At 66.1% G+C, this 9,575-nt stretch carries 8 protein-coding genes; 7 read left to right on the forward strand and 1 reads right to left on the reverse strand.

All coding sequences use genetic code 11. The features are described from left to right. The coding region (locus tag JHC36_RS06865; RefSeq protein ID WP_287917526.1) for an Lrp/AsnC family transcriptional regulator at nt 1-215 on the reverse strand (215 nt) is incomplete at its 3' end. Nucleotides 216-286: 71 nt separating this feature from the next. On the opposite strand from JHC36_RS06865, the gene JHC36_RS06870 reads away from it, so the two are divergent. The 7 genes from JHC36_RS06870 to JHC36_RS06900 form a co-directional block, all read left to right on the forward strand. Beyond that, on the forward strand, nt 287-868 hold the full coding sequence (locus JHC36_RS06870; protein ID WP_287917529.1) for a Uma2 family endonuclease: 582 nt from the start codon (nt 287-289) through the stop codon (nt 866-868). Nucleotides 869-966: 98 nt separating this feature from the next. Continuing rightward, complete coding sequence (locus JHC36_RS06875) at nt 967-1,290, forward strand: nucleotidyltransferase domain-containing protein (RefSeq protein ID WP_287917532.1); 324 nt, start codon at nt 967-969, stop codon at nt 1,288-1,290. Between the two features lie 351 nt (nt 1,291-1,641). After that, the gene (locus JHC36_RS06880) at nt 1,642-5,238 is read left to right on the forward strand and encodes an indolepyruvate ferredoxin oxidoreductase family protein (protein ID WP_287917535.1); all 3,597 of its coding nucleotides are present in this window, start codon (nt 1,642-1,644) and stop codon (nt 5,236-5,238) included. 268 nt (nt 5,239-5,506) lie between these two features. Continuing rightward, the gene (yajC, locus tag JHC36_RS06885) at nt 5,507-5,842 is read left to right on the forward strand and encodes a preprotein translocase subunit YajC (protein WP_124224095.1); all 336 of its coding nucleotides are present in this window, start codon (nt 5,507-5,509) and stop codon (nt 5,840-5,842) included. 102 nt (nt 5,843-5,944) lie between these two features. After that, the gene (gene secD / locus JHC36_RS06890) at nt 5,945-7,834 is read left to right on the forward strand and encodes a protein translocase subunit SecD (RefSeq protein WP_287917538.1); all 1,890 of its coding nucleotides are present in this window, start codon (nt 5,945-5,947) and stop codon (nt 7,832-7,834) included. Nucleotides 7,835-7,837: 3 nt separating this feature from the next. Further along, complete coding sequence (gene secF / locus JHC36_RS06895) at nt 7,838-8,800, forward strand: protein translocase subunit SecF (protein ID WP_287917541.1); 963 nt, start codon at nt 7,838-7,840, stop codon at nt 8,798-8,800. A 40-nt stretch (nt 8,801-8,840) separates the two neighbouring features. Further along, nucleotides 8,841-9,575 (forward strand): DUF1631 family protein (locus tag JHC36_RS06900; RefSeq protein ID WP_287917544.1); only part of this gene is annotated, 735 nt, incomplete at its 3' end.

Consider the following 9,575-nt stretch of genomic DNA (forward strand, 5'->3'; position numbering starts at 1 on the left):
CGCACGAAGGCGAGCACGCCCAGACCGATTTTCTGCCGGTCGAGGATGGCGCGGTAGCCGGTGATGAAGCCGGCTTCTTCAAGCGCCCGCACCCGTCGCCAGCAGGGCGCGGCGGACAGCCCCACACGGGCGGCCAAATCGGCATTGGACAGCCGCCCGTCGGCCTGCAACTCGCGCAGGATGGCCAGGTCGAATTTGTCGAGGCGCGGGTTCATGGGCGCTATCTTGCCGCGGATTGCCGCGTTCCGTCACAATGCAGCGCTGCACCGCTTGCCAGGAGTTCCCCATGACCGCGCTTGCCCAGCCCAAATTCGGCGCCGAAGACTATCTCGCTTGGGAGGCCAACCAGCCGGTGAAGCACGAATATCTCGCGGGCGAGGTATTCGCGATGGCGGGCGGCAGCGACGCGCATGTGACGGCATCGGGCAACCTTTACGTTGCTCTGCGCACTCACCTGCGCGGCACGCCCTGCCGCACCTACATTGCCGACATGAAGCTGCGCGTGGCGGCAGCGGACGCGTATTTTTACCCCGACGTGTTCGTCACCTGTTCGGCCGCCGACGCCCAGCAGCCGCTGGAAAAGGCCGAGCCCGTGCTGGTGGCCGAAGTGCTTTCGCCCAGTACCGAGGCCTTTGACCGCGGGGGCAAGTTCGCGGCCTACCGCAGCCTGCCGAGCTTGCAGGAATACCTGCTGATCGACCCCGACCGCCGCAGCGTCGAGGTCTACCGGCGCGACGCCAGCGGCCACTGGGTGCTGTACCCCTACAGCGGCGACGAGGTGCTCGAACTGGGCAGCGTGCACCTGTCGCTGCCCTTGGCGCAGGTGTTCGAAGATGTCGCGCCCGCGGTTGGGGCGGCGGCGGGCTGATGCGGAGACGCCCGACGCCAGGTGTTGGGTGGCACTGAGGACCGCGTGGGAAAGGTTTTCGTCGGGCCAGAGTTTTCGATTTCGAGGCGTTCACCGGCATGCTCAGTCCAGAACACATTGCGGAGGTGGCGCGCCGCCTGGCCGCGCAGTTGGCCCGGCCGTCCAAGATTTTGTTGTTTGGCTCTTACGCGCGCGGCGATGCCGATGAGGCTTCCGATCTGGACTTGATGGTGGTCGAGAGCGAATTGCCCGATCGCGCTGCGGAATATCTACGGCTGCGGGAGGCCATCGGACGGACAGGGGTGGGCGTGGATTTGCTGTTGTTGTCCGAACATGAGTTCGAGCGGCGCAGCCAAGTGCCCGGCACCGCCGCCTATTGGGTGAAAAAAGAGGGCCGGGTGCTGCATGACTCCACAGTTTGAAGAGGCGAGGGGTGTGCTGGCTTGAAGCCACTCGTTCGATGCCTCACTGAACCAGCGGCGCGCAGTGCCAAGCCAGTTTGCTTCCACGGTTGCGAGGTTCTCTGGATGCGCGTTCAACCCTTTCCAAAACAGTGACTTTGATTAGGGTTTACGCGAGGTTTTGAGGCTGATCGGCAAGAATCTTGCGCGGATGCGCGGTTTTTGGGCACGAAAAGCAAACACCTCTCGCGGCGATCTCTCTACACTGCGTTTTGATATCGGGCGCTTGCTCTAGGGCAAGGCCCGATGTGCCGGTGCGGCGCCCACGAGGCGGCGCGGCCGTTTGCAGGACCCCACCCGGAGACCGATGCCATGAATGCGCCTTTGCCTGAATCCATTCGCCGCGCGCTCGAGCGCGTGACCCTCGACGACAAATATGCGCTCGACCACGGGCGCGCGTTCATGAGCGGCATCCAGGCGCTGGTGCGTTTGCCGATGCTGCAGCGCGTGCGGGATGCGCGGGTGGGCAAGAACACGGCGGGCTTCATCAGTGGTTATCGGGGCTCGCCGCTGGGGGGTTACGACCAGGCGCTGCAGAAGGCGAAGAAATACCTGGCTGCGCAGAACATCGTGTTCCAGCCCGGGGTGAACGAGGAACTGGCTGCCACTGCTCTGTGGGGCACGCAGCAGCTGGGCTTTGCGCCGCCGGGCACGAACCGCTTTGATGGCGTGTTTGGCATCTGGTACGGCAAGGGACCGGGTGTGGATCGCTGCGCCGATGTGTTCAAGCACGCCAACATGGCGGGCACGACGCCGTGGGGTGGGGTGATCGCGGTGGCGGGCGACGACCATGTGGCCAAGAGCAGCACCGCCGCGCACCAGAGCGACCACATCTTCAAGGCCGTGGGCTTTCCGGTGTTTTTCCCCGCGTCGGTGCAAGAGATTCTGGACCTGGGCCTGCATGCGTTCGCGATGAGCCGCTACGCGGGCGTGTGGTCGGGCATGAAGACGATCCAGGAGATCGTGGAGTCGAGTGCCACGGCCGAGATCGACCCCGACCGGGTGCGCATCAAACTGCCGGACGATTTCGAGATGCCGCCGGGCGGCGTGCACATCCGCTGGCCCGACGCGGCGCTGGAGCAGGAGGCGCGGCTCTTTCACACCAAGTGGTACGCGGCGCTCGCCTATGTGCGGGCCAACCGGCTCAACCACAATGTGATCGAGGGGCCGAACGACCGCTTTGGCATCATGGCCAGCGGCAAGGCCTACAACGACACGCGGCAGGCGCTGGTGGATTTGGGGCTCGACGAGGCGCGTTGCCGCGCGCTGGGCATCCGGCTGCACAAGGTGGCGGTGGTGTGGCCGCTGGAGGCGAGCATCACGCGCGCCTTTGCCGCGGGGCTGCAGGAAATCCTGGTGGTGGAGGAGAAGCGCCAGGTCATCGAATACCAGCTCAAGGAAGAGCTCTACAACTGGCGGCCCGACGTGCGGCCCAATGTGCTGGGCAAGTTCGACGAGGTGGGCGATGACCATTCGGGCGGTGAATGGAGCATGCCCAACCCCTCGGCCAACGTGCTGCTGCGCGCCAACGCGGACCTGACGCCCGCGCTGATCGCCCGTGCGATCGCCAAGCGTTTGCTTGCGCTCGGGGTGGATGCGGATACGGCGGCGCACTTGCGCCAGCGGCTCGAGGCCATCGAGGCCGCCGAGCGCGCGCTCATCGAAGTCAAGCCGCCGGCAGACCGCCTGCCCTGGTTCTGCTCGGGCTGCCCGCACAACACCAGCACCCGCGTACCCGAGGGTTCGCGCGCGGTGGCTGGCATCGGCTGTCACTTCATGACGATCTGGATGCCCGACCGGCACACCTCGGGCTTTACGCAAATGGGCGGCGAAGGGGTGACTTGGGTGGGCCAGCAGCCGTTTTCGACCGAGCCGCATATTTTTGCCAACCTGGGCGACGGCACCTACTTCCACAGCGGCATCCTGGCGATCCGCCAGAGCATTGCGGCCGGGGTGAACATCACCTACAAAATTCTCTACAACGACGCGGTGGCCATGACCGGCGGCCAGCAGATTGGCGAGCGGCCCGATGGCCTCAGTGTGGTTCAGATCGCGCAGGCCATGCGCGCCGAGGGCGCGGTGAAAATCACCATCGTCACCGACGAGCCGGAGAAATACCAAGGCGTGGCCGGCATCCCGGAGGGCATCGCCATCGAGCACCGCGACCGGCTCGACGCCATCCAGCGCGAGTTTCGGGAAATCAAGGGCACCACCATCATCATTTACGACCAGACCTGCGCGACCGAAAAGCGCCGGCGTCGCAAGCGTGGCCTCATGCCCGACCCGGCGCGGCGCGCGGTCATCAACGAAGCCGTGTGCGAGGGCTGCGGCGACTGCGGCGAGCAGAGCAATTGCCTGTCGGTCGAGCCGCTGGAGACCGAGTTCGGCCGCAAGCGGCAAATCAACCAGAGCACCTGCAACAAGGATTTTTCCTGCGTCAAGGGCTTTTGTCCGAGCTTCGTGACCGTCGAAGGCGGGCAGTTGCGCAAGAAAGAGAAGGGCCAAGCGCCCACGCCCGAGTCGCTGGGCGCCCTGCCCGAACCCACGCTGCCCGCGCTGGGCGCGCGCCCCTGGGGCATCGTGGTGGCGGGGGTCGGCGGCACCGGGGTCATCACGATCGGACAGCTGCTGGGTGTGGCCGCGCACCTGGAGGGCAAAGGGGTGGTCACGCAGGATGCGGCGGGCCTGGCGCAAAAGGGTGGCGCCACCTGGAGCCATGTGCTGCTCGGGGCGCACCAGGAGGATATTTGCACCACGCGCGTGAGTCTGGCGGCCGCCGACCTCATCATCGGTTGCGATCCGGTGGTCACCGCCGCCAAGGAAACCGTGCAGCGCATGGGCCGCGGCCGCACGCATGTGGCACTCAACACCGATGCGCCGCCCACGGCGGCCTTCGTGCACAACCCCGACTGGCAAGACCCCTCGGCCGCCTGCGTGGCCGAGGTGGTGGGTTTGCTGGGGGAGGACGCCGTGGGCCGCTTCGATGCCGAGCGCCTGGCGCTTGGGCTCTTGGGCGACACCCTCTACGTCAACCCCATGGTGCTGGGCTACGCCTGGCAAAAGGGCTGGATTCCGCTCACCCACGCGGCGCTGATGCGCGCCATCGAACTCAACGGCGTGGCGGTGTCGCTCAACAAGGCCGCGTTCGAGTGGGGCCGCTGGGCCGCGCACGATCTGCCCCGGGTGATGGCGCTGGTGCAGCCGGCGGCGCAGGTCATCCAGTTCAAGCCGCGCGAGACGCTGGCGCAGCTGGTCGAGCGCCGGGTGGCTTACCTCACCGACTTCCAGAACGCCGCGTATGCCGAGCGTTACCGCGCCTTCGTCGAACGCGTGCGCGCGGCCGAGGCGGCGATGTGGGCCGCCGCGCCGGGCGCGAGCGCCAAGCAGACGCTGGCCGAGGCGGTGGCGCGCTACCTGTTCAAGCTCATGGCCTACAAGGATGAGTACGAAGTGGCGCGGCTGCACAGCGACCCGTCGTTCAAACAGAAGATCGCCCAGATGTTCGAGGGCGACTACCGGCTGCACTACCACCTCGCGCCGCCGCTCTTGGCGCGGCGCAACGAGCGCGGGGAACTGGTCAAGCGCCCCTTCGGCCCGTGGATGGGCCGGGTGTTTGCGGTGCTTGCGCGGCTCAAGGGCTTGCGCGGCAGCGTGCTCGACCCCTTCGGCTACAGCGAAGAGCGCCGCACCGAACGCGCACTGATCGACGAATACCGCGCGACGATCGAGGAACTGCTCGCGGCCCTCACGCCCGAGAATCATGCGCAGGCGGTGGAAATCGCCCGACTGCCCGAGCACATCCGCGGCTACGGCCATGTGAAGGCGCGCCACTTGGCGCAGGTTCGCGCGCAGTGGCAGGCGCAATTGGCCGCCTGGCGCAGCGCCGCGCAGCTGCAGCGGGCTGCCTGAAGGTTTTTTGAACCAATTGGCAGAATCCCGGCGTGAATCGCTGATTGTTTGCTCTCTAATTAGGAGTAAGACGGGCCTGCGCCGGCCCTGCGGCGGTCAGGCCCCGACCGTCACCGCGCCTGGCCCTCACGCCGAGGGTGCCGCATACAATGCCGGCTTGCCTGCGCGAGCCCCCCTGCGCTTTGGGCGTGTGCAGCCCGTCCGTGCGTGAGCGGTCCCTGGGTGCTCCGCGCGCGATCCTTCGTTTTCATGCTTTCTGGAGTTGTTCGTGTTCATTTCCTCTGCTTTTGCCCAGACCGCGCCGGCTGCTGCCGGTGGCGACGCCCAGTCCTCGCTCATGAGCATGCTGCCGCTCGTGCTGATGTTCGTGGTGCTCTACTTCGTCATGATTCGTCCGCAGATGAAGAAGGCCAAGGAGCACAAAGCCATGGTCGACGCGCTCGCCAAGGGTGACGAGGTGGTGCTCGGCGGCGGCATGCTTGGCAAGGTGACCAAGCTCGGCGATGTCTACATCGGTGTCGAGGTCGCGCCCGGCGTCGAGGTGCAGTTCCAGCGCATGTCCGTCGTTCAAGTGCTGCCCAAGGGCACGATCAAGCCGCTTTGATCGATCGAAACCCGCCCCGGCGCGTGCCCGCGTGCCGCCGGTGTCGGGCTCATTTGGGTCTGCGCCTGCGCGCGCCGCTGCCTGTTCTTCCAGGAGCCAGCCATGAACCGTTACCCGGTCTGGAAATATGTCCTCATCGCGCTCGCCTTGTTGGCGGGCATCATTTATGCGCTGCCCAACCTCTACGGCGAAGCGCCGGCGGTGCAGGTTTCGGGCGCGAAGGCGAGCGTTCACGTGGACGAGCCGCTGCGCGCGCGCGTGGAGCAGTTGTTGGCCGAAGCGGGCCTCAAGCCCGAGGCCGTGACGCTCGACGGGCCCTCGCTTCGGGCGCGCTTCGCCACGCCGGACGAGCAAATCAAGGCCAAGGACGTGCTGCAGCGCGCGCTCAACCCGGATCCGGCCGACCCCGCCTACATCGTCGCGCTCAATCTCGTCTCGCGCACTCCGGGCTGGCTCACGGCGCTGCATGCGCGTCCGATGTACCTCGGCCTCGACTTGCGGGGCGGCGTGCACTTCATGCTCGAGGTGGACATGAAGGCGGCGCTGGCCAAAAAGGTCGAGTCGCTCGCGGGGGATCTGCGCAGCGTGCTGCGCGAGAAGAGCATCCGTCACGGCGGCATCAGCCGCAACGGTGAGTCGATCGAAATCCGCGTGCGCGAAGCCGCCGTGGCCGAAGCGATCGAGCGCGTGGTGCAGGACCAGTTCCCCGAACTGCAGCTCGCCCGCCAGGGTGAGGGCGAAGAGATGCGGCTCGTCGCGACGCTCAAGCCCGCGGCGGCGCGCAAGATTGAGGAGCAGGCGCTCAAGCAAAACATCACCACGCTGCACAACCGCATCAACGAGCTCGGGGTGTCCGAACCCGTCATCCAACAGCAGGGCGGCAACCGCATCGTCGTGCAGCTGCCGGGCGTGCAGGACACGGCCAAGGCCAAAGACATCCTGGGCCGCACCGCCACGCTCGAGCTTCGGCTCGTCGATGACAGCCCCGAGGCGCGCGAGGCCGAAGCCGGCCGTGGCCCGGTGCCGCTTGGCTCGGAGCGCTTCCCGCAGCGCGATGGGCGGCCGATCATCGTCAAAAAACAGGTCATCCTCACGGGGGATAGCCTGACCGACGCACAGCCGGGCTTCGACGCGCAAACCCACAGCCCCAAGGTCGACCTGACCGTCGACGCCAAGGGGGGGCGGATCATGCGCGACGTCAGCCGCGAGAACCTGAAAAAACGCATGGCCATCGTGCTGTTCGAGAAGGGCAAGGGCGAGGTGCTGACCGCGCCGGTGATTCAGGGCGAGCTCGGCAACCGCTTCCAAATCTCGGGCGCGATGACGGTGACCGAAGCCAACGACCTCGCGTTGCTGCTGCGCGCAGGGTCGCTGGCTGCGCCGATGGAAATCATCGAAGAGCGCACCATCGGCCCGAGCCTGGGTGCCGAGAACATTGCCAAGGGCTTTCACAGCGTGCTGTGGGGCTTTTTGGTCATCGTCGGGTTCATGGCGCTCTATTACGGCTTGTTTGGGGTGTTTTCCGGCTTGGCGCTGGCGGTGAACCTGTTGCTGCTCGTGGCCATTCTGTCGATGCTGCAGGCGACGCTGACGCTGCCGGGCATGGCGGCGATGGCGCTGGCGCTGGGCATGGCGATCGACTCCAACGTGCTCATCAACGAGCGCATCCGTGAGGAGCTGCGCAACGGCGTGGCGCCGCAGGCCGCGATCGCCGCGGGCTACGAGCGCGCCTGGGCGACGATCTTCGACTCCAACATCACGACCCTGATTGCCGGCCTGGCCTTGCTGGCTTTTGGCTCGGGGCCGGTGCGGGGCTTTGCGGTGGTGCACGTCATCGGCATCCTGACCTCGATGTTCTCGGCGGTGTTTTTCTCACGCGGGCTGGTCAACCTCTGGTATGGTCGCCAGAAGAAGCTCAAGAGCGTGTCGATCGGTACCGTTTGGCGACCCGAAACCGCTGCGGCCGTGGCGACCTCTGCAAAGGAGAAGTGAGCGATGGAATTCTTCAGAATCCGGCGGGACATCCCGTTCATGCGCCACGCGCTGGTGTTCAACATCATCTCGCTCGTGACCTTCCTGGCGGCAGTGTTCTTCCTCGTCACCCGTGGTCTCAATCTCTCGGTCGAGTTCACCGGCGGCACCGTGATGGAAGTCGCCTACAGCCAGCCCGCCGACCTCAACCGGGTGCGCGCGGCGGTGGCGCAGCTGGGCTACAGCGATGTGCAGGTGCAGAACTTCGGCAGCGCGCGTGACGTGCTCATCCGCTTGCCGGCCCGTAAGGGCGTCTCCTCGGCTCAACAGAGCGAGCGAGTGCTCGCCGCGCTCAAGGCCGATGCACCCGATGTCGTGCTGCGCCGCACCGAGTTCGTCGGCCCCCAGGTGGGTGAAGAGCTGGCCACCGACGGCCTCAAGGCGCTGGCCTTCGTGGTGGTGGGCATCATGATTTATCTGGCGATTCGCTTCGAATGGAAGTTCGCCGTCGCCGCCATCATCGCCAACCTGCACGACGTGGTGATCATTCTGGGCTTTTTCGCCTTCTTCCAGTGGGAGTTCTCGCTCGCCGTGTTGGCGGCGGTGCTGGCGGTGCTGGGCTATTCGGTCAACGAGTCGGTGGTGATCTTCGACCGGATACGCGAAAACTTCCGCCGTTATCGCAAGATGAACACGGTGCAGATCATCGACAACGCCATCACGTCGACGATCAGCCGCACCATCATCACGCACGGATCGACGCAGATCATGGTGCTCTCGATGTTGCTCTTCGGGGGGGAAACGCTGCATTATTTCGCCATGGCGCTGACGATCGGCATTTTGTTTGGCATTTATTCTTCCGTCTTCGTGGCGGCAGCGATTGCGATGTGGCTGGGTGTGCGGCGCGAAGATTTGGTCAAATCCGGCGGTAAGAAATCCGGCGAGATCGAAGACCCGAAAGACCCCAACGCCGGGGCGACGGTCTGATCGCCGGGTATGAGGTTCACCGCGCCGCGTCGCCCCGCCCATGAACCCGAACGCCAGCCCGCACCGAACGCCCGCTGACCCCGCGGCCGTGGCGCGCTCGGTCCGCAAGCAATTCGCCACCGAACTGGACGGAACCATCGTCAAGCTCGCGGCGACGGTGCAGGGACGGCTGACGGCGCTCTGCGAGGAGCCGGCAGGGACGGTGCGCGAGCAGCACCAGCGGCGGGACGCCTTGCTCGACTATCGCAAGCGTCGCGACACCTGGATGCAGTCGCTGGCTTCGGCCTGGCGCGCGGCAGCCGGGGGGCTCGAAGAAGCTCCGGCGCTCCAGCGGGTTTCACCCGCCACCGAGTTTGCCGACATTGGCGGGGGTCTGACGCTGTTGAGCGACGACGAAGTCGATCGACGCATCCGCGTCTCGCGTCTGGTCTCGGTCATCGAAGACCGTGCGGGTGCGGGCTATTCGGAGCTGCGACTGCGCATCAAATACCTCGAAGACGGTCGAGAGCCCGCTGAAGACGACGTTTTGCATCCCAGCCGGTTTGCACAACTGCTGGTGCAGCAATGGGGCGCGAGTGGCTTGGGTGCGGACATCTGGGCCTTGGTGCACGACACGATCGCGGCCTTGCTCGCCGAGCGCTATGAGCACGCGGTCGCCCATGCCAACCAGACGCTGATCGATGCGGGGGTGCTGCCCGTGATCGACCATCGTGTGCGTCGCGCCATCGCCTCGGCGGCTGCACGAGCCTCCGCGCCGATGCCGCTGTCCGAGGCC

This window comes from Tibeticola sp., assembly GCF_022759015.1.
In the GTDB taxonomy this organism is placed as follows: Bacteria; Pseudomonadota; Gammaproteobacteria; order Burkholderiales; family Burkholderiaceae_C; genus Tibeticola; species Tibeticola sediminis.

Coding starts and splice junctions, on each gene's coding strand:
- secD (WP_287917538.1), top strand. CDS start 5,945: ATGAACCGTTACCCGGTCTGGAAATATGTCCTCATCGCGCTCGCCTTG.
- secF (WP_287917541.1), top strand. CDS start 7,838: ATGGAATTCTTCAGAATCCGGCGGGACATCCCGTTCATGCGCCACGCG.
- JHC36_RS06875 (WP_287917532.1), top strand. CDS start 967: ATGCTCAGTCCAGAACACATTGCGGAGGTGGCGCGCCGCCTGGCCGCG.
- JHC36_RS06870 (WP_287917529.1), top strand. CDS start 287: ATGACCGCGCTTGCCCAGCCCAAATTCGGCGCCGAAGACTATCTCGCT.
- JHC36_RS06880 (WP_287917535.1), top strand. CDS start 1,642: ATGAATGCGCCTTTGCCTGAATCCATTCGCCGCGCGCTCGAGCGCGTG.